Genomic DNA, 17116 nt, shown 5'->3' with positions numbered 1-17116 from the left:
TATTGCCGAATGGTGCGGCGGTCACCTTGCGCAGGACCGCCACCACCGCGTTGAGGCTCTCGCTGTTGGGGCGCCGGACCGGGCGATATGGCCGGCGCTGCTGCGGTGTGGCCACCCGGGCGCCGCGAGGACGGACGTCGACGACGGCGCCGGAGGAGTCCTCGGCCGCCGGGGCGAAGCCCGCGGCCCGCAACGCGACGAGCACCTCGGCGATCGGCGCCGGCGACACCGCGACCGTCGGCGCCAGGGCGCGCAACTGCACCTCCTGGGTCGCCGGGGCGGCCACGGCCTGGGCCAGCAGCGCAGGGTCCTCGCAGCGCACGAACGACGCGGCCATGCCGATCCGCAGCTGCCCGTGCCGGCGCCCCAACAGCGAGAGCCTCAACGCGGTGGTGGCGGTCCTGCGCAAGGTGACCGCCGCACCATTCGGCAATATCCGCGTCGATCCGGCAGTCACCATGACGCAGTTGCAGCGCGCCGCCAAGGAACAAGACACCCTGGTGATCGGTTATCTGGATGCGGCGGGCGTGGCCACCCAACGCGTCGTGTCGCCCATCACCGTCAAGGGCGGTCAGTTGGTGGCCTTCGACTCCGCGTCGGGACGGCTGCGCGACTTCGCCATCCACCGCATCACGTCGGTGGTGTCGGCCACCGGCCGATAATGGTTGGGATGCCCGCCGACGTGAACACAGATCAGGAGGAGTGGCGCTGAATATGTCTGACGGACCGTTGATCGTGCAGTCCGACAAGACGGTGCTGCTCGAGGTGGACCACGAGCAGGCCGGCGCGGCGCGTGCCGCCATCGCGCCGTTCGCCGAACTGGAGCGCGCACCCGAACACGTGCACACCTACCGCATCACACCGCTGGCGCTGTGGAACGCCCGCGCCGCCGGTCATGACGCCGAGCAGGTGGTCGACGCGCTGGTCAGCTTCTCGCGCTACGCCGTGCCGCAGCCGCTGCTGGTCGACATCGTCGACACCATGGCGCGCTACGGCCGTTTGCAGCTGGTGAAGAATCCCGCGCACGGTCTGACGCTGGTGAGCCTGGATCGCGCCGTCCTCGAAGAAGTGTTACGCAACAAGAAGATTGCCCCGATGCTCGGCGCCCGCATCGATGACGACACCGTCATCGTCCACCCCAGCGAACGCGGCCGGGTCAAGCAGATGCTGCTCAAGATCGGTTGGCCCGCCGAAGATCTCGCGGGTTACGTCGATGGTGAAGCGCATCCGATCAGCCTGGCCCAGGACGGCTGGCACCTGCGCGACTATCAGCAAATGGCGACGGACTCGTTCTGGTCCGGTGGATCCGGTGTGGTGGTGCTGCCCTGCGGCGCCGGCAAGACGCTGGTGGGGGCGGCCGCCATGGCGAAAGCCGGTGCCACGACGCTGATCCTGGTCACCAACATCGTCGCGGCACGGCAATGGAAGCGTGAGCTGATCGCCCGCACGTCGCTCACCGAGGACGAGATCGGTGAATACTCGGGCGAACGCAAGGAGATTCGGCCAGTCACCATTTCGACCTACCAGATGATCACCCGCCGCACCAAGGGCGAGTACCGACACCTGGAACTCTTCGACAGCCGCGACTGGGGTCTGATCATCTACGACGAGGTGCACCTATTGCCGGCGCCGGTGTTCCGGATGACCGCGGATCTGCAGTCCAAGCGGCGCCTGGGCCTGACCGCCACGCTGGTCCGCGAGGATGGCCGCGAGGGCGACGTGTTCTCCCTGATCGGCCCGAAACGTTATGACGCGCCCTGGAAGGACATCGAGGCGCAGGGATGGATCGCGCCGGCCGAGTGTGTCGAGGTCCGGGTCACCATGACCGACAACGAGCGGATGCTGTACGCCACCGCCGAACCCGACGAACGCTACAAGCTGTGCTCGACGGTGCACACCAAAATCGCTGTGGTCAAATCGATCCTGGCAAAACATCCCGGTGAGCAGACCCTGGTTATCGGCGCCTATCTCGATCAGCTCGACGAGCTCGGTGCCGAGCTCAACGCCCCGGTGATCCAGGGGTCCACCCGGACCAAGGAGCGCGAAGAGTTGTTCGATGCCTTCCGTCGCGGCGAGTTGTCCACGCTGGTGGTGTCCAAAGTCGCCAACTTCTCCATCGACTTGCCGGAAGCCGCTGTGGCAGTGCAGGTTTCGGGGACATTCGGCTCACGCCAGGAGGAGGCGCAACGGCTGGGCCGGCTGCTGCGACCCAAGTCCGACGGTGGTGGCGCAATCTTTTATTCGGTGGTCGCACGCGACAGCCTGGATGCCGAGTACGCCGCGCACCGGCAGCGCTTCTTAGCCGAGCAAGGCTACGGCTACATCATCCGCGATGCGGACGACCTGCTGGGCCCGGCGATTTAGCCTAGGGCGGGACCGCCGCTTCGCACAGCGGCGGCGGCGTGGTTCAACGCCTGGTGATCGACGCTTTCTATTGCACCTTTACGACGAACCGACTGAGGCTGGCAAGACCAGCACCGATTCCATCGATGTAGGCCTTGGCCATATCGCGTGCGGATACGTCAGCGCATTCCGAGAGCGCGGCTAGCCATGCGATGGCGTCATCGCGTTCGTCGTTGTCGTACACCCGAAGCGGGCATGGCATCCAGGCACCGATGGCGCGGCTGGGTGCCCGAATCCACCCGATATCACTCACAACAGCGCACCCGTCGAGCAAGTGCAGATAGGCCGATCCGAGTCGCGCGTCCGCCCACAGCGCTCCCGCGTGATGCGCTGGAATCCCGGGCCGAGCGCGTACAGCAGTCGCATCCGATTCCCTGCCCGCCCTGCCTTTTCGATCATCGGCGCGAAGACCCGTCCGTAATCGGATGCGGTCACTGTCCCGACGGCTTCCAGGCCTTGAATGCCCGCGGGCATGCCCATGAGTTCGTTCAGCACCGCCGCCTCCGATCCGGTTTCGACGGCAGGATCGACGTGCTCGCCGGGTCACCCCAAAACCAAAATTTAATAGCCTAGCGCAACTATTGCATAGTGCTATGATAGTTCCGACTTGCAGCCACCCCGGAGGTAGGCACATGAAGATCGCCATTGTCGGTGCTGGCATCGCCGGCCCCACACTTGCGTACTGGCTCTGGCGCCACGGCCACGAGCCCACCCTGATCGAGAAGGCGGCGTGTCTTCGCACCGGCGGCTATGCCGTGGACTTTTGGGGCGCCGGGTATGCGGTTGCCGAACGCATGGGCCTTACTGCCGAATTGCATTCCGTCGGATACGCGGTGCAAGAGGTACGGATCGTGGACCGGGATTCGCGTAGGGTGGGCGGCTTTTCAGCTGAATCGTTTCGGCGGAACCTTGATGGCCGGTTCGTGACTGTGGCGCGCGGCGATTTGGCGGCCATGATCTATCGCGCTATCGACAACCATGCCGAAACTCTGTTCGGTGAAAGCGTTTCGGCCATCGAGCAACACGACTCGGGCGTACAGGTTTCCCTGGAGCGCGGCGGGTCACGACGATTCGACCTGCTCGTCGGTGCAGGCGGTATCCATTCGCCCGTGCGGGATTTGGTGTTCGGTCCGCAATACCAGTGGGAGGTCGATCTCGGATACCGAGTCGCGGCGTTCGAGGCCGACGGGTATAAACCGCGTGATGAACTCGTCTACGTCGCGCACACCATGCCCGGGCGAATGATCGCACGATTCACGATGCGCGGCGAGCAAACAATGTTTCTCTTCGTTTTCACCGCTGACCACATGAGCGGCCCCGATCCGCAGGATGTGTCAGAAACCAAAACGACCCTGCATGAGATTTTCGGTAACGCGCGCTGGGAGTGTCCGGAAATCTTGCGCAAACTCGACGAAACCTCTGATGTGTACTTCGATCGCGTCAGCCAAATCGTCATGGACCACTGGTCGAATCGCCGTGTAGCGCTCATCGGTGACGCTGCGGCCGCGGTCTCGCTGCTGGCGGGTGAGGGAACGGGTCTTGCGATGGTGCAGGCCTACATACTGGCCGGCGAACTCAATCGCGCAGGAGCCGATTACCCGGATGCGTTTCGTCGCTATGAGCAGCAGTTGCGTCCGATCGTTGAGGCCAGGCAGCAGTCGGCGCGGGCATTCGCCACGATGTTCGCGCCAAAGACGGCGCTGGGCGTGTGGACCCGCAACCAGGCGTCGAAACTGCTGAACATTCCGCGACTGGCCGACTGGGCCATCCGCAGCGAATTCCGCGACGACATCGCATTACCCGAATATGCCGCTTAGCCAGGCCGACCGCTGAGCAGGGGTTGTGCTGAGCAGCAGCCGATTCAGAGCGACAGGATGGTCGCCGAGGCGGTGCCGGGTGCCCCGTACACCTGGGCCAGCCCGACGCGCGGATTACCGGGTACCTGACGCTCCCCCGCCTCGCCACGCAACTGCCGCACCAACTCGTGCATCTGCCGCAGACCCGACGCGCCGATCGGCTCGCCGTTGGCGATCAGCCCGCCGTCGGTGTTGACCGGCATCGAGCCGTGGATCTCGGTGGCACCGTCGGCCAGCAGCTTCTCCTGCTCACCGTCCGCGCACAGACCGGTCTCGGCCATGTGGATCACCTCGGCGCCGGCGTCGGTGTCCTGCAGCTGCGCGACATCGACGTCCTCCGGGCCGATACCGGCCGCCTCGTAGGCCGCCTTGGCGGCGTACACCGTCGGCGAGGCATCCTCGTCCAGCGGCGCCGAGGTGGCGTGCACCTCGTAGGCGCCGAAGCGTCGCGTCCGAATCTCGCAGGCGCGCACATAAACCGGCTTGTCGGTGAATTTCTCGGCCATATCCGCCCGGCACATGATGACCGCGGCGGCCCCCTCGTCGGGCGCACAGAACATGTACTGGGTCAGCGGGTAGTTCAGCACGGTCGAGTTGAGGATCTCCTCCTCAGGAATTGCCTTGCGCCGGAACGCATTCGGGTTCAACGCGCCGTTGCGGAAGTTTTTGGCGGCCACCTTAGCCAACGTGGCCTGCGAAATGTTGTGATCGTGGATGTACTTGTTGGCCTTCATCCCGAAGAACTTGGTGGTGACGAACTGGCCGTTGTTGGCATACCACTGGGGCAGCGCCAACTTGGCGGGGTCATCGGTGAAGGCGCCGCGCGGGTGCTTGTCCAGTCCGATGGCGATGCCGATGTCGTACTTGCCCAGCCGAATGGTGTCGGCGGTCTGCTGAATGGCGCTGGCCGCGGTGGCGCAGGCGTTGAACACGTTGGTGAACGTGATGCCGGTCAGCCCGACCAGGCGGGTCACCGCATCGGGATTGGAGACCTCGTAGCTGCCGCCGAAGCCGAACTCGATGTCCTTCCATTCCACGCCGGCGTCTTTGAGCGCGAGCTGGACGGCCTCGGCCCCCATCTGCATCGCGGTCTTCTCGAACCTGCCGAACGGGTGCAGGCCCACGCCGATGATGGCGACGTCGTTGGTCATCTCAAATCCTCCTGGAGTAGATGGTGGCGACCCGTTTCGCCCGGTTCCGCCGCGCTCGCGATCTCAGACCGGCTGGAATGCGAAGGTGATGATTTCGGCGCCCTCGTCGTCGGTGGCGAACGGCACCATGGTGAGTTCGACTTCCTGCCCGAACTGCAGCTTGGCCGGGTCGTTCTCGGTCAACCGGCCTTCCACCCGGATGACGTCGCCGAGCTGGACCAACCCCACACCGAACGGAATGAAGTCCTTGCCGGTGGGACCGGCATAGGGTGCGCCGGGCGGGAAGCCCTGGGTCGTCCACGCCACCAGCGTCCCGCGCCGGGGCAACAGCACGTCGGACATCTCGCCGGCGCTGCATCGCGGGCACCACTGCTGCACCGGGAAGGTGGTCGCCGAACAACTGCTGCATCGACTGCCGATCAGCTGCGGGCTCTCATCGGGCCAGGTAGAGATCTCGGGGGCAAGTGCCTTCTGCATGAGGGATCCTCCAGGATCGTCCACAAATCCGCCAACAGAATATTGCTCACTGAACCGTATAACAGCTTTCCGAAAAGTGGAAACCGCATTCTCATCGGGCGCGGAGGGCCGGGCCACAGGTGGGCGGGTGCGGGCAGATATGTTGGGGCGATGACGGTCACGGTGATACTCGAGCTCAGGTTCAAGCCCGATCAGGTCGCTGCGGGGCGCGAGTTGATGGGTCGGGCGTTGCAGGACACCCGGGCGTTTGACGGCAACGTGCGCACCGACGTGCTTGTCGACGAGGACGACGAAGCGCACTGGCTGATCTACGAAATCTGGGAGACGGTCGATCACGACGAGGCCTACCGGGCGTTTCGCGCCGGCGAAGGCAAGCTGACGCAGCTTCCTCCGCTGCTGGCCGCACCCCCGGCCAAGACCCGGTACGTCACCAGCGACGTCTAGCGCGCTAACTGCGCCACCGCTAGGTCAACGCGGGAATGACTTGGCTTTCGAACATCTCGATGCCGGAACGGTCGTAGGCGGCCTCGGGGAAATAGCAGATGGCGTACTCGCAGCCGAGGTCACGGAGCTTGCTGAGCCGCTCGATGACCTGTTCCGGCGTGCCTGTCGCCGAGTCCGGTCCGCTGGTGCCGGCGATCATCGCATCAGCCGAAGCTTCGCCGACGTAGCCCACCAGCCGGTCGCGGACCCGTTGCAGCCGGTCTTTGACGTCTTCTTCCGACTCGCCGACGACCGCGTTGATGTTGACCGAACGCACGATGGCGTGGAAGTCGGTGCCCACCTCGTCGCAGTGCTGCGCCAGTACTTGTGACTTGTGAGCGAATGCGTCGGGCTCTGGCGTGAAGTTGGTGTACTGCGCGTATTTGGCGGCGATGCGCAACGTCACCTTCTCGCCACCGCCAGCAATCCACAGCGGAATCCCGTTGTCCCGCAGCGGCTTAGGTGAGACGATCGCACCGTCGACCTGGTAATGCTTGCCGTCGAAGCTGACCTTGCCGTCGTGCCAGGCTTTGCGCATGATCTGCACACCTTCGTCGAGGCGACCCAACCGCACGCCGGCCGAGGGGAATCCGTAACCGTAAGCGCGCCATTCATGTTCGTACCAGCCGCCACCGATACCCATCTGGATGCGGCCACCGGAGATGATGTCGGCCGTCGCCGCCACCTTGGCGAGGTAGACGGGGTTGCGGTAGCTCATCGCCGTGCACATCTGGCCGAGTTTGATCCGCTCGGTGGTGGCCGCGTACGCGGCCATCAGCGACCATGCCTCGTGCGTGGCTTCGCCGGTAGGCACCGGCACGGTGTGGAAATGGTCGTAGACCCACAGCGAGTCCCACGGGCTGCGGTCGGCGTAGATCGCCAGGTCGCGCATCACCGTCCAGTGGTTCTCGGGCAGGATCCCGACCAGATCCATTCGCCAGCCCTGCGGGATGAAGAGACCAAAGCGCATACCAAGGGACTTTAGCCCGCCTGATGTCACCGGCCCAGCGCGTCGAGCGCGGCCGCAACCGACTTCTCCCGCAACTGCGCGTGCGGCGCGTCGGGAAACTGCACGCAGCAGTCCTGCAAACCGCCGAAGGCGATGACCGCCCGCGTCGATTGCGCCAGCGTCGGCTTGGCGCCGAACACCAACCGGGCCAGCCGCTCCCGCCATGCCAGCACGGTGTCGATGAGATCGAGGTCGATCAGCGTGGACAGTTCGGTCAACAACAGCACCAGGTCGCGGCGGTGCCGGTAGTGGAAGTCGAAGTAGCCCTCCAGCAATTCGCGTGCGTCATTGTCGCCGCGGCTCTCATGGTCGGCGACGAACCGCTCCCCCTCCTCGATCAGCGGCACCAGAATGCTGCGCACCAGGTCTTCGCGTGACGGAAAGTGGTAGTACAACGCGGGTTTGGTGATGCCCAGCTGGTTCGCGATGTCTTGCAGGCTGGTGCGCTGCACACCCCGCTGCAAGAACAGCTCGCGAGCGACCTCTTGAATGCGTTCTCGAGTATCCGATCGGGGCCTGCTCACCCGGCAAGTTTATCTGACTTACCGATAGGTAAGTGGGATGTTAGGCTTACCGAACGTTAAGTAAGTGTGCGAGGTGCTCATGCGGATACTCATCTCTGGCGCCAGCATCGCCGGCCCGGTCCTGGCGTACTGGCTGAACCGCTACGGCTTTGACGTCACCGTCGTGGAGCGCACCCCGGCGCTGCGCAAAACCGGTGGCCACGCCGTCGACTTATTCCGTCCGGCGATGGAGATCTCGGAGAAGATGGGCGTCCTGCCGCGCATCGAGGCGCTGGCCACCGGAACGAACCGGCTGACCATGTACCGGGAAGGCCGCACGAAGGCTATCGGGATCGACCTCACCAAGATCTATGCCGCCACATCCGACTCGCACGTGGAGATCATGCGCGACGACCTGAGCGAAATCTACTACGACGCCGCCCGTGACGACGTGGAGTACCTGTTCGGCGACTCGATCACGGCGATCGAGCACGACGGCACTGTGACATTCGAGCACGGCCCGGCGCGCACCTTCGACGTGATCGTCGGTGCGGATGGCCTGCACTCCAATGTTCGACGTCTGACCTTCGGTGCGGATGCCGACCTGACCCGTTTCCTCGGGGGATACCTGTCGGTGCTGTCGGCGCCCAAGGCGCTGGTCGAATCCGGTGAAATGGTCGGTCACGTCGGTGTCGGCCGCTTCGCCGGCATCTACACCGCGGATCACCTGGACGACGCGCGAGCGGTCTTCATGTTCCGCCGCAACGAGCAATTGGACTACGACCATCGTGATGCATTGCGGCAGAAGGAATTACTGTACGACGCGTTCACCGGAATGCATGACCAGGTGGACAGCTGGCTGGGCGAACTGGACCGCACGCCCAACTTCTACTTCGACTCGATCACCCAACTGCGCACCGACCGGTGGTCGCGGCGCCGGGTCACCCTGGTCGGCGATGCCGGATATTGCCCGGGGCCCGCGGTGGGCGGCAGCACCAGCCTCGCCGTCCTCGGCGCCTACGTGCTGGCCGGTGAGCTCGCCGAGGCGGACGGCGACCACCTGCGCGCCTTCGCCGGCTACGAACTGCAGATGCGCGAACCGGTGCATCGCAGCCAGTCCTTCGCCCGCGGTGCCGCCAAGGGCATCATCCCCGGTTCACGAATTGGAGTGTGGGCGTTAACCCGTGGAGCCCAGCTGATCTCGGCGATGCCCGGGTCACTGTCGCGGTCATTGGCCAAGCTCAACACCAAGGGCCTGCGGATGCACGATTCGATGCCGGTGCCCGAATACACCGCAACCGACGTCTGACAGCATGTCCATAGAGCCGCAGACCGTTGCAGTCGGTGCTGGCGCGTGCCACGAAGGGAAGGCCACCGATGGAACTGACCGGTGTCGGAATCTGGAGCAGCCAACTGCGCTACGGCGACCCGTCTGAATCCGCCGAGGCCGCAGCGGAACTCGACGAACTGGGCTTCCCGGCGTTGTGGATACCCGACGTCGGCGGGCCGGTGTTCGAGTCGGTCGGTCATCTGCTCGGCGCGACCAAGCGCACCGTGATCGCCACCGGAATCCTGAATCTGTGGATGCACTCGCCCGGTGAGGTCGCCGATTCCTATGCGACGCTGACCACCGAGCACGGCGACCGCTTCCTGCTGGGGATCGGCGTCAGCCACGCACCACTGATCGATGCCGGCCAGCCAGGGCGATATCGCAAACCGCTGGCGGCGACCGCCTCGTTCCTGGACGAATTGGACGCCGCGCCGCGGCCGGTGCCCACCGACCGCCGGGTTCTCGCCGCGCTCGGCCCCAAGATGCTGACGCTGTCCGCGAGCCGCGCCGGTGGCGCCCACCCATACCTCGTCACGCCCGAGCACACGGCCTACGCCCGTTCCATTTTGGGGTCTGGCCCTTTGCTGCTGCCGGAGCAGACGGTGATCCTCACCGACAACGCCGACGAGGCACGCCAGATTGGAACCGATTGGCTGCGATCATATTTGGCGTTGCCCAACTACGCCAACAACCTGCTGCGCAGCGGCTTTTCCGAAGAGGACCTGGCGCAGGTGAGCGATCGGCTCTTCAACGCGATCATCGCGTGCGGTGATGAAGAGGCCATCATGCGCCGCGTCGCCGAGCATCGTTCCGCGGGCGCCGACCATGTCTGCGTCCAGGTGCTGCTGGCCGATCCGCGAGCCTTCCCCCGGGAGCAATGGCGCCGGATCGCCGCCGCCTCCAGATAGGGCTACCGGGCCCGGGATCCCTCAAACAGGCCCGCCCCGTTGACCTTTCGGCATCACGGAACGCTCAACGTAAAGCCCCCGAAACAAAGAGTTTCGGGGGCTTTACGTTTGACAACTTAGGTCAGCGACGCCGGCGGCAGGAAGCGGTCGCCGTACTTGGCGGCCAGTTCCTTGGCGCGGCCCACGAAGGCTTCCTTGCCGGTGCCGGCCGCACCGGAGTAGCCCACGATGAACTGCGCGCTACCACCGGTGTACGGCGGGAAGCCGATGCCCATGATCGACCCGATGTTGGCGTCGGCGGTCGACGTCAGCACACCCTCGTCCAAGCACTTCTGCGTCTCGAGCGCCTCGGCGAACAGCATGCGATCGACCATGTCCTGCAACGGAATGCTCGCGCTGCCCGACTTGAACGTCTCCCGCAGGCCCGGCCACAGGCGGGTCCGCTTGCCGTCGACGTACTCGTAGAAGCCGGCGCCCTTCAGCCGCGACGGACGACCGATCTCGATCATCTTCTCGACGACGGCCTCAGCCGGGTGCGGCTCGTAAGTGCCGCCGGCGTCCTCGACACCCTTGCGGGTAGCCGTGGCGATCTTGTGCATCAGCTCCAGGTTGAGCTCGTCGGACAGCTGCAGCGGCGGTGCCGGGTAGCCGGCCTGCGAACCGGCATGCTCAACGCTGGCGGGCTCCACACCCTCGCCCAGCATCGCCAACGCCTCGTTGACGAACGTGCCGATGACGCGGCTGGTGAAGAAGCCGCGGCTGTCGTTGACCACGATCGGGGTCTTGCCGATGGCCAGCGTGTAGTCGAACACGCGGGCCAGCGCCTCGTCAGAAGTCTTCTCGCCCTTGATGATTTCCACCAGCGGCATCTTGTCGACGGGTGAGAAGAAGTGAATCCCGATGAAGTCCTCTTGCCGCTTGACGCCAGTAGCCAGACCGGTGATCGGCAGCGTCGAGGTGTTCGACCCGAGCAGCGCGTTGGGCTCGACGATGTCCTCGATCTCCTGGAACACCTTGTGCTTGAGGTCCTGGTTCTCGAAGACGGCCTCGATCACGAAGTCGACACCCTTGAAGGCCTCGGGGTCGGCGGCCGGGGTGATGCGGTCCAGCAGCGCCTTGCTCTTCTCCTCGGTGGTCTTGCCCCGCTGAAGCGCCTTGGCCTCAAGCTTTTCCGAGTAGCCCTTGCCCTTCTCGGCGGCCTCGATGCTGACGTCCTTGAGCACCACCTCGAAACCGGCTTTGGCCGACACATAGGCGATTCCGGCACCCATCATGCCCGCGCCCAGCACGCCGATCTTGTTGATCTTGACCGGCTCGATGCCGTCCGGACGCGAACCACCGCCGTTGATGTGCTGCAGGTCGAAGAAGAACGCCTGGATCATGTTCTTGGCGACCTGGCCGGTGACCAGCTGGGTGAAGTAGCGGCTCTCGATGCGGCTGGCCGTGTCGAAGTCGACCTGCGCGCCCTCGACGGCGGCGTCCAGGATCGCCCGCGGTGCCGGCATCGGTGCGCCCTTGAGCTGCTTCTTCAGCAGCGCCGGGAACGACGGCAGGATGCCGGCCAGCGCAGGGCTGGCCGGGGTGCCGCCGGGCATCTTGTAACCCTTTTTGTCCCAAGGCTGTTCGTGCGAGTCGGGGTTGGCCTTGATCCACGCCTTGGCGGCGGGCACCAGTTCCTCGACCGAGCCCACCAGCTCGTCGACCAGGCCGATCTCCTTGGCCTTGGCCGGCTTGAAGCGGGTGCCCTGCGACAGGATGTTCATGAACGCGTTCTGGATGCCGAACATCCGCACGGTGCGGGTCACCCCGCCGCCGCCGGGCAGCAGGCCCAGCGTCACCTCGGGCAGACCCAGCACGCTGCCCTTGACGTCCGCGGCGATGCGGTGGTGACACGCCAGCGCGATCTCTAGACCACCGCCGAGGGCGGCGCCGTTGATGGCGGCCACCACCGGCTTGCCCAACGTCTCGAGCGCCCGCAGGTCGCGCTTGACCGCCTCGACGGTGTCGAACGCCTCACCGGCGTTCTCCGGGCCGAGGTTGATCATGCCCTTCAGGTCACCGCCGGCGAAGAAGGTCTTCTTCGCGCTGGTGATGACCACGCCGCTGATCGAATCCTTCTCGGCGACAAGGCGTTCCACAGCGTTGTGCATGGACTCGCTGTAGTGCTCGTTCATCACGTTGGCCGACCCGGTCGGATCGTCCAGCGTCAAGGTGACGATGCCATCGTCGTCCTTATCCCACTGAATGGTGTTCTCTGCCATGGTCTTAAACCCTCTCGATGATGGTGGCGACACCCATGCCGCCGCCGATGCACAGTGTGATCAGGGCGCGGCGCGCGTTGCGGCGCTCGAGCTCGTCGACCATGGTGCCGGTGATCATGGCGCCGGTGGCGCCCAGCGGGTGGCCCATCGCGATGGCACCACCGTTGACGTTGAGCTTCTCGTCAGGAATGTTGAGGTCCTTCTGGAACTTCAGCACCACCGAGGCGAACGCCTCGTTGAGCTCGAACAGGTCGATGTCATCGATCGTCAATCCGGCGCGGTCGAGCACCTTCTGGGTGGCCGGGGTGGGACCGGTGAGCATGATCACCGGGTCCGAGCCGCTGGTGGCGGTCGCCACGATGCGGGCTCTCGGGGTCAGCCCCTGCGACTTGCCCGCGGCTTCCGAACCGACCAGCACCAGCGCGGCGCCGTCGACGATGCCGGAGCTGTTGCCGCCGGTGTGGACGTGGTTGATCTTCTCGACCCAGTGGTACTTGGTCAGCGCCACGTCGTCGAAGCCGCCCATCTCGCCGATGCCGTCGAACGCGGTCTTCAGCTTGCCGAGACCCTCCAGCGTGGTGTCCGGCCGCATGTGCTCGTCATGGTCGAGGATCACCAGGCCGTTCTGGTCGCGCACCGGCACCACCGACTTGGCGAAGTAGCCGCCCGACCATGCCGCGGCGGCCTTCTGCTGGCTGCGCAGCGCGTAGGCGTCGACGTCGTCGCGCGAGAAGCCCTCGATGGTGGCGATCAGGTCGGCGCCGATGCCCTGCGGCACGAAGCCGATCTGGTAGTTGGTCTCGGGGTCGGTCGCCCAGGCGCCGCCGTCAGAACCCATCGGCACCCGGCTCATCGACTCGACACCACCGGCCAGCACCAGGTCGTCCCAGCCGGAACGCACTTTCTGGGCGGCGGTGTTGACCGCCTCGAGGCCCGAGGCGCAGAACCGGTTGAGCTGCACGCCGCCGGTGGTCTCGGGCAGGCCGGCGGCCAGGACGGCGGTGCGGGCGATGTCGCCGCCCTGGTCTCCGACCGGGGACACCACACCCAGGATCATGTCGCTGATCAGGTTCTCGTCCAGGTCGGGATACCGCCTGCGGAGCTCGTCAACCAGGCCGACGACCAGGTTGAGCGGCTTCACCTCGTTCAGCGAGCCGTTGCGCTGCTTGCCCCGCGGGGTGCGGATGGCCTCATAGATAAAAGCTTCTTCGGACATGACGACTTCCTGTTCTCCGAATTGGGTTCGAATCCGTCTTCAAGACTAGGTCCCGATCCACCCTAACAGGGCCCCCGGCCAACCTGTTGGTTGGGCAAAACCGCCCAGCTCAGCGGCACCGCTGCGGCCCGCGGCCGAGTGTGCGGCCAGCCTCACATTCGCCGCCGAGTGTGCGCCCAACCTCACACTCGCCGACTGGTGTGGTCCCGGTGGGGCGTGCCATCGCCGCGAATAAGCTCGACCACCATGACGGTGTCGCGACTGCGTCCCTACGCGACGACGGTGTTCGCCGAGATGTCGGCGCTGGCCGCGCGGATCGGAGCGGTGAACCTCGGACAGGGGTTTCCCGACGAGGACGGACCCCCGGCGATGTTGAAGGCCGCCCAGGAGGCCATCGCCGACGGCGTCAACCAGTACCCGCCGGGGATAGGAATCGCCCCGTTGCGCCATGCCATCGCCGCCCAGCGCCGCCGCCGCTACGGCATCGAATACGACCCCGACACCGAAGTACTGGTAACGGTCGGGGCGACCGAGGCCATCGCCTCGGCGGTGATCGGCCTGATCGAACCCGGCTCGGAGGTGATACTCGTCGAGCCGTTCTACGACTCCTATTCGCCGGTGGTGGCGATGGCCTCCGCACACCGGGTGGCAGTGCCGCTGGTCCCGCACGGCCGGGGCTTCGCGCTGGACGCCGACGCCCTGCGCCGGGCGGTGACACCACGGACCCGCGCGCTGATCGTCAATTCACCGCACAACCCGACCGGCACGGTGCTGAGCACGGCCGAGTTGGCGGCCATTGCGGAGGTCGCGGTCGCGGCCGACCTGTTGGTGATCACCGATGAGGTGTACGAGCACTTGGTGTTCGACGGCCGACAGCATGTTCCGCTGGCCGGATTCGACGGCATGGCCGAGCGGACCATCACCATCTCGAGCGCGGCCAAGATGTTCAACTGCACCGGCTGGAAAATCGGCTGGGCTTGCGGCCCAAGCGATCTCATCGCCGGGATGCGGGCGGCCAAGCAGTATCTGAGTTATGTCGGCGGCGCGCCGTTCCAGCCGGCAGTGGCGCTGGCGCTGGAGACCGAAGATGCGTGGGTCGCCGGCCTGTGCGCCACGCTGCAGGCCAGACGCGATCGGCTGGCCGCCGGCCTGATCGAAGTCGGGTTCGAGGTGCATGCCAGCGCCGGCACGTACTTCCTGTGCGCCGACCCGCGTCCGCTGGGCTACGACGACAGCAGCGCCTTCTGCGCGGAGCTACCGGAAAAGGTCGGTGTGGCCGCGATCCCGATGTCGCCGTTCTGCGACCCGGACGCGGCGCACGGACCGGCCGACGTGTGGAATCACTTGGTGCGCTTCACCTTCTGCAAGCGCGACGACACACTCGATGAGGCGATCAAGCGACTATCCGGGCTGAAAAACGCGTCAGCCGATTAACGCGCGGTACCCATCACACGCTTTCGCAGGCCCTCAAGGGCGGCGTGCAGGATTTTGTTGCCGGCCGACCTCACCCAGAACCCGGGCAGAGGCGCCCTGAGCTCGATGGTGAGGGTGAATCGCACCCGGGTCTTGTCGTCGCCCTCACGCTGCAGGTTGTATTCGCCATGCTGCGCGTGCTGCTGAATGGTCTTCTGCGCATCCCAGACCATCCAGTCGGAGCCCCAGTGATATTCGACAATTTCGGTATCCGCGATGCCGCTCACCCTGAGCGTCATCTTCACGTGGTGCGGTCGGCCGTCGGGATATCTGTCGATGACTTCGACCCGCTTGTGCAACGGCGACCACGAGGGCACGGCGTCCATATCGGCCAGCGCCTCCATGATCACTCCCGGGGGCGCCTCAATGACAATCTCAGACGATGCGCGTATGGCCACCGGCTACCAAATTAGCAATCGCGCTGCCAGGACGAGCCGAAAAACGGTAATTACGTTGCCTTGTCCGCATCGCCGCCGCCCAGCACCAACGAGCGCAACCCCTTCACCGACGCGTCGAGGACAGTCTCGGCCGCCCGCCGGACGATGAACGCGGGCATGGGCCGGCCGGGTTCGACGGTGACGTCGAAGCGCACCCGGGTCTGGTCGACGCCTTCGGGTTTGAGGGTGTACTCGACGTGTTGCCCATGCTGCTGCGAGGTGCCCTTGGCGTCGTAGACAACCCAGTCCGGACCCCAGTGATATTCCAGGACCTCTTTGTCGACGAGCCCGAAAATCTTGATGGTGGTCTTGACGTGGTGCGGCCGGCCGTCAGGATAGCGGTCGATGACTTCGATGTGTTTGTGCAGCGGGGACCACGATGACAGGACGCCGACATCTGTCAGCGCCTCCATGACCACTTCCGGGGGCGCGTTGACGACAAATTCCCGTGATGCTTTTACGGCCACTGCGATCAACTTAGCAACGCCGACCCGGGATGCGTGTCTAATCTGTGTATACAGTTTTCTACCAGTTGATTTCGCTTAGCGGCGTGGTTGCCGCCGGCGGTCGTCGCACCGGTCCGACCGGTGTCCGCGAAAAGCGCGGGGCGGGCGCGGCCTGGTCGGCGCCGTGGGCGGTGATCACCGTGGACCGCGCCCGCAGGTGCTCGTCAGCGGCGGCCTCATTCCAGGTCAGCACCGGGGTGGCGCACGCATCGGTGCCGGCGAAGATCTGCGCCCACTCGTCACGGGTACGGCTGGCGAACCGTTGGGCCAAGATCGCGCGCAGCTGCGGGTAGGACGCTTTGTCGTGTTGGGCGGGCACGTCATCGGGTGACAGGCCAAGCCCGTCGAGCAACGCCGCAAAAAATTGTGGCTCGATGGCACCGACGGCGACGTATCTCCCGTCGGCGGTCTCGTAACAGCCGTAGTACGGGGCGCCGCCGTCGAGCAGAAACGATTCGCGTCGGTCGCGCAGCGTGCCGGTGGACTTCATGGTCCACATCATCTGGGCCAGCAGGCTGACCCCGTCGACCATCGCCGCATCGATCACCTGCCCCTTGCCCGAACGCTCCCGTTCGTAGAGGGCGGCCACGATGCCGATCACCACCAGCATGGAGCCGCCGCCGAAGTCGGCGACCAGGTTCAGCGGCGGCAGCGGCGGCCGGTCGGCGTAGCCGAGCGCCGACAGCGCACCGGTCTGCGCCAGATAGTTGATGTCGTGACCGGCGGTCTGGGCCAACGGGCCCTCCTGTCCCCAGCCGGTGATCCGCGCGTAGATCAGCCGCGGGTTGACCGCAGCGCAGTCGTCGGGTCCGATGCCGAGTCGCTCGCAGGTGCCGGGCCGAAAGCCGTCCAGCAGCACGTCGGCCTTGGCGGCCAGGTCCAGCAGCGCCTGCGGTTGCGTCTTGACGTCCAAGTCGACAATTCGCTTGCCGCGGTGCAGCAGATCGCGGTCCTCGGCCGGCATGGTGAGGCCGCCGGGACGACGCACCCGCACCACGTCGGCTCCGAGATCGGCGAGCAGCATGCCCGCATGCGGCCCCGGTCCGATGCCGCCGAGTTCGATGACTTTCACCCTGGCCAGCGGCCCGCCGCCGCTCACCGCG

At 65.6% G+C, this 17116-nt stretch carries 18 protein-coding genes and 1 pseudogene; 7 read left to right on the top strand and 12 right to left on the bottom strand.

Features of this window, described 5'->3' with window-relative positions:
* Nucleotides 1-370: pseudogene (locus tag A5625_RS02685) on the bottom strand (DNA-binding protein); the annotation flags it as partial.
* Between A5625_RS02685 and A5625_RS02680 the strand changes: the two are divergent.
* Nucleotides 336-662 (top strand): hypothetical protein, encoded by a 327-nt coding sequence (locus A5625_RS02680; RefSeq protein ID WP_066988821.1) that lies wholly within the window; start codon nucleotides 336-338, stop codon nucleotides 660-662. The pseudogene A5625_RS02685 and the gene A5625_RS02680 sit on opposite strands and share 35 nt — an antisense overlap.
* A gap of 52 nt (nucleotides 663-714) precedes the next feature.
* Complete coding sequence (locus A5625_RS02675; protein ID WP_066988820.1) at nucleotides 715-2364, top strand: DNA repair helicase XPB; 1650 nt, start codon at nucleotides 715-717, stop codon at nucleotides 2362-2364.
* 67 nt (nucleotides 2365-2431) lie between these two features.
* Here A5625_RS02675 and A5625_RS29910 read toward each other — a convergent pair whose 3' ends face one another.
* Nucleotides 2432-2677, bottom strand: a complete 246-nt coding sequence (locus tag A5625_RS29910; RefSeq protein ID WP_232003369.1) for an STAS/SEC14 domain-containing protein — start codon at nucleotides 2675-2677, stop codon at nucleotides 2432-2434.
* Nucleotides 2653-2898 (bottom strand): hypothetical protein, encoded by a 246-nt coding sequence (locus tag A5625_RS29905; protein ID WP_232003367.1) that lies wholly within the window; start codon nucleotides 2896-2898, stop codon nucleotides 2653-2655. Before A5625_RS29905 ends, A5625_RS29910 begins: the two co-directional genes overlap by 25 nt.
* A 137-nt stretch (nucleotides 2899-3035) precedes the next feature.
* Between A5625_RS29905 and A5625_RS02665 the strand changes: the two genes are divergently transcribed.
* Entirely contained in the window at nucleotides 3036-4220 is a 1185-nt protein-coding gene (locus A5625_RS02665; protein WP_066988819.1) for an FAD-binding domain, read from the top strand.
* Between the two features lie 44 nt (nucleotides 4221-4264).
* Here the strand turns inward: A5625_RS02665 and A5625_RS02660 are convergent, their stop codons facing one another.
* Nucleotides 4265-5410, bottom strand: a complete 1146-nt coding sequence (locus A5625_RS02660; protein ID WP_066988818.1) for a thiolase family protein — start codon at nucleotides 5408-5410, stop codon at nucleotides 4265-4267.
* Between the two features lie 63 nt (nucleotides 5411-5473).
* Nucleotides 5474-5887, bottom strand: coding sequence for a Zn-ribbon domain-containing OB-fold protein (locus A5625_RS02655; protein WP_066988817.1), 414 nt, complete (start codon nucleotides 5885-5887; stop codon nucleotides 5474-5476).
* Between the two features lie 150 nt (nucleotides 5888-6037).
* Between A5625_RS02655 and A5625_RS02650 the strand changes: the two genes are divergently transcribed.
* Nucleotides 6038-6331 (top strand): putative quinol monooxygenase, encoded by a 294-nt coding sequence (locus A5625_RS02650; RefSeq protein WP_066988816.1) that lies wholly within the window; start codon nucleotides 6038-6040, stop codon nucleotides 6329-6331.
* A 19-nt stretch (nucleotides 6332-6350) separates the two neighbouring features.
* Here A5625_RS02650 and A5625_RS02645 read toward each other — a convergent pair whose 3' ends face one another.
* Nucleotides 6351-7340, bottom strand: coding sequence for an LLM class F420-dependent oxidoreductase (locus tag A5625_RS02645; RefSeq protein WP_066988815.1), 990 nt, complete (start codon nucleotides 7338-7340; stop codon nucleotides 6351-6353).
* Nucleotides 7341-7366: 26 nt separating this feature from the next.
* Entirely contained in the window at nucleotides 7367-7903 is a 537-nt protein-coding gene (locus A5625_RS02640) for a TetR/AcrR family transcriptional regulator (RefSeq protein ID WP_066988814.1), read from the bottom strand.
* A 79-nt stretch (nucleotides 7904-7982) separates the two neighbouring features.
* On the opposite strand from A5625_RS02640, the gene A5625_RS02635 reads away from it, so the two are divergent.
* Together A5625_RS02635 and A5625_RS02630 are read left to right on the top strand one after the other, a co-directional pair.
* On the top strand, nucleotides 7983-9191 hold the full coding sequence (locus A5625_RS02635) for an FAD-dependent monooxygenase (RefSeq protein WP_066988831.1): 1209 nt from the start codon (nucleotides 7983-7985) through the stop codon (nucleotides 9189-9191).
* Nucleotides 9192-9259: 68 nt separating this feature from the next.
* Nucleotides 9260-10120, top strand: coding sequence for an LLM class F420-dependent oxidoreductase (locus A5625_RS02630; RefSeq protein WP_066988813.1), 861 nt, complete (start codon nucleotides 9260-9262; stop codon nucleotides 10118-10120).
* A 116-nt stretch (nucleotides 10121-10236) separates the two neighbouring features.
* Here A5625_RS02630 and A5625_RS02625 read toward each other — a convergent pair whose 3' ends face one another.
* Complete coding sequence (locus tag A5625_RS02625; RefSeq protein ID WP_066988812.1) at nucleotides 10237-12381, bottom strand: 3-hydroxyacyl-CoA dehydrogenase NAD-binding domain-containing protein; 2145 nt, start codon at nucleotides 12379-12381, stop codon at nucleotides 10237-10239.
* Between the two features lie 4 nt (nucleotides 12382-12385).
* Nucleotides 12386-13597 carry an acetyl-CoA C-acetyltransferase gene (locus A5625_RS02620; protein ID WP_066988811.1) on the bottom strand — a complete coding sequence of 404 codons (1212 nt, stop codon included), beginning with the start codon at nucleotides 13595-13597 and terminating at the stop codon, nucleotides 12386-12388.
* A 246-nt stretch (nucleotides 13598-13843) separates the two neighbouring features.
* Between A5625_RS02620 and A5625_RS02615 the strand changes: the two genes are divergently transcribed.
* Complete coding sequence (locus tag A5625_RS02615; protein ID WP_066988810.1) at nucleotides 13844-15031, top strand: pyridoxal phosphate-dependent aminotransferase; 1188 nt, start codon at nucleotides 13844-13846, stop codon at nucleotides 15029-15031.
* Here A5625_RS02615 and A5625_RS02610 read toward each other — a convergent pair.
* The 3 genes from A5625_RS02610 to A5625_RS02600 are packed head-to-tail and all read right to left on the bottom strand — an operon-like array spanning nucleotide 15028 to nucleotide 17112.
* Nucleotides 15028-15468 carry an SRPBCC family protein gene (locus tag A5625_RS02610; protein ID WP_066988809.1) on the bottom strand — a complete coding sequence of 147 codons (441 nt, stop codon included), beginning with the start codon at nucleotides 15466-15468 and terminating at the stop codon, nucleotides 15028-15030. The two genes, A5625_RS02615 and A5625_RS02610, sit on opposite strands and share 4 nt — an antisense overlap.
* 50 nt (nucleotides 15469-15518) lie before the next feature.
* Complete coding sequence (locus tag A5625_RS02605; protein WP_066988808.1) at nucleotides 15519-15974, bottom strand: SRPBCC family protein; 456 nt, start codon at nucleotides 15972-15974, stop codon at nucleotides 15519-15521.
* 58 nt (nucleotides 15975-16032) lie between these two features.
* Nucleotides 16033-17112: a CaiB/BaiF CoA-transferase family protein gene (locus A5625_RS02600; RefSeq protein ID WP_066988807.1), complete on the bottom strand. Its 1080-nt coding sequence runs from the start codon at nucleotides 17110-17112 to the stop codon at nucleotides 16033-16035.
* Nucleotides 17113-17116: the final 4 nt, after the last annotated feature.

This window comes from Mycobacterium sp. 1465703.0 (assembly GCF_001672975.1).
Taxonomy (GTDB): domain Bacteria; phylum Actinomycetota; class Actinomycetes; order Mycobacteriales; family Mycobacteriaceae; genus Mycobacterium.
The sequence above is the reverse complement of the archived record's forward strand: the minus strand, read 5'-3'. Positions and strand labels throughout refer to the sequence as shown.

Bases quoted from the DNA above. Each gene is read 5' to 3' on its own strand.
- A5625_RS02680 (WP_066988821.1), top strand. From the start codon at position 336: ATGCCGATCCGCAGCTGCCCGTGCCGGCGCCCCAACAGCGAGAGCCTC.
- A5625_RS02675 (WP_066988820.1), top strand. From the start codon at position 715: ATGTCTGACGGACCGTTGATCGTGCAGTCCGACAAGACGGTGCTGCTC.
- A5625_RS02665 (WP_066988819.1), top strand. From the start codon at position 3,036: ATGAAGATCGCCATTGTCGGTGCTGGCATCGCCGGCCCCACACTTGCG.
- A5625_RS02660 (WP_066988818.1), bottom strand. From the start codon at position 5,410: ATGACCAACGACGTCGCCATCATCGGCGTGGGCCTGCACCCGTTCGGC.
- A5625_RS02655 (WP_066988817.1), bottom strand. From the start codon at position 5,887: ATGCAGAAGGCACTTGCCCCCGAGATCTCTACCTGGCCCGATGAGAGC.
- A5625_RS02650 (WP_066988816.1), top strand. From the start codon at position 6,038: ATGACGGTCACGGTGATACTCGAGCTCAGGTTCAAGCCCGATCAGGTC.
- A5625_RS02645 (WP_066988815.1), bottom strand. From the start codon at position 7,340: ATGCGCTTTGGTCTCTTCATCCCGCAGGGCTGGCGAATGGATCTGGTC.
- A5625_RS02635 (WP_066988831.1), top strand. From the start codon at position 7,983: ATGCGGATACTCATCTCTGGCGCCAGCATCGCCGGCCCGGTCCTGGCG.
- A5625_RS02630 (WP_066988813.1), top strand. From the start codon at position 9,260: ATGGAACTGACCGGTGTCGGAATCTGGAGCAGCCAACTGCGCTACGGC.
- A5625_RS02625 (WP_066988812.1), bottom strand. From the start codon at position 12,381: ATGGCAGAGAACACCATTCAGTGGGATAAGGACGACGATGGCATCGTC.
- A5625_RS02620 (WP_066988811.1), bottom strand. From the start codon at position 13,597: ATGTCCGAAGAAGCTTTTATCTATGAGGCCATCCGCACCCCGCGGGGC.
- A5625_RS02615 (WP_066988810.1), top strand. From the start codon at position 13,844: ATGACGGTGTCGCGACTGCGTCCCTACGCGACGACGGTGTTCGCCGAG.